Here is a 1,482-nt window from a genome sequence, read left to right as displayed (position 1 = left end):
TGACAAGGGCGATGAGGAGATGGCCTTTGCGGACACAGGTCACGATGGCCTTGGCGAGGAGCGTTTCACCGATGCCCAGCTGGATACCCGCCTGGGCCCTGACGCTCTCCAGAGGAAGCTGCTGAAGATTGCGCGCGAGGCACAGACAGCAGAGGAGGAATCCGGCGTCAACATTCTCTATATCGCCATGGGCTTCATGACCTGGCTCGAGGACGAAGGCTCGAACGTGCCGAGGGAGGCGCCTCTTGTTCTGCTGCCTGTCGAACTCGTCCGCAACGCCCGCACGTCGACCCATGACCTTCGCATGCGCGAGGAGGACGTCCTGACGAACCTTCCTCTCAAGCAGCGCCTGATGGACGATTTCGGAATCGGCTTGCCGGAGCTCGAGATCGGCGAAGAATGGAAGCCGAGCGACTACTTCGCGCAGGTCGCAGCAGTGATCGCCCAGCGTCAGGGATGGAAGATCGACCCGGACGGGATGCAGGTCGGCTTCTTCAGCTTCAACAAGCTCCTCATGTACCTGGATCTTGCTGTCGACGCCTGGCCAGACAATGCGCTGATCGATCACAGGCTCACCCGGGGTTTGCTTTACGAGGGCTTCGAGAGCGAGGCGCCGCTCTTCCGGCCCGAGGATCGCCTCGACGAGGTGCTGCCGCCGGAGAGGCTGTTTCACGTCGTCGACGCCGATGCGTCGCAAGCCAAGGTGATCGAGGAGGTTCGCTCGGGGCGAAATCTGGTGGTGCAAGGCCCGCCCGGAACCGGGAAGAGCCAGACGATCACGAACATCATCGCCGCGGCAGCCAAGGAGGGGAAGCGCGTTCTCTTTCTTGCCGAAAAGATGGCTGCGCTCTCTGTGGTGCACGACCGCCTGTTGAAGGTCGGCCTGCGTGACATCTGCCTTGAACTGCACTCCCGCAGCGCCAACAAGAAGTCCGTGCTGGCGGAGCTCGCACGAACGATGACGCAGTCGAGCGCGGTCCCGAGTCTTCCCGCCGATCCCGTCGACTTGCGGAAGACGCGTGACCGCCTGAATGAACTGGCTGAAGCGCTTCATCGGCCGATTGGTACGACGGGCGCAACACCCTATGGCGTGCTGGGCCGCCAGTCGCGATTCGTGGGAGCCGGGCACCCACCGCCGCGCCTCGATGGACAGGCGCTCGCATCCATGACTTGCGAGGACGAGGCCGCCTTGCTCATCACGATCGGGCGGTACCACGAGCGCCTTGCCGTCGACGGACCCGCAGCTGAGCATCCGTTCGAGGGCACCCGCAATCTCGACCTGCAGCCCGTCGACCTCGCACGGCTGCCCGCGGTGCTTCTCGAGGCGCAGCGTGCGGCATTGAAGATGGCGTCGGCACTGAACACGCCTCTCGAGGCGTTGGCCGCGAAAGAAGCGATTGTTCTCGCCACGGTGGCCCCTCTTGCCGATCTGCTGGCGCGGTTGGAGCGGCTGCCCGCAGGCGCATCGGGTGTGTCGCACAC

At 64.1% G+C, this 1,482-nt stretch carries 1 protein-coding gene; it reads left to right on the top strand.

The genetic code is table 11. The features are described from left to right. On the top strand, positions 1-1,482 hold a 1,482-nt coding region (locus AC1D01_RS34330; protein ID WP_477873927.1), incomplete at both ends, for a DUF4011 domain-containing protein.

This window comes from Rhizobacter sp. P3_B12 (assembly GCF_056402895.1).
This window is presented reverse-complemented; position numbering and strand designations above follow the sequence as displayed.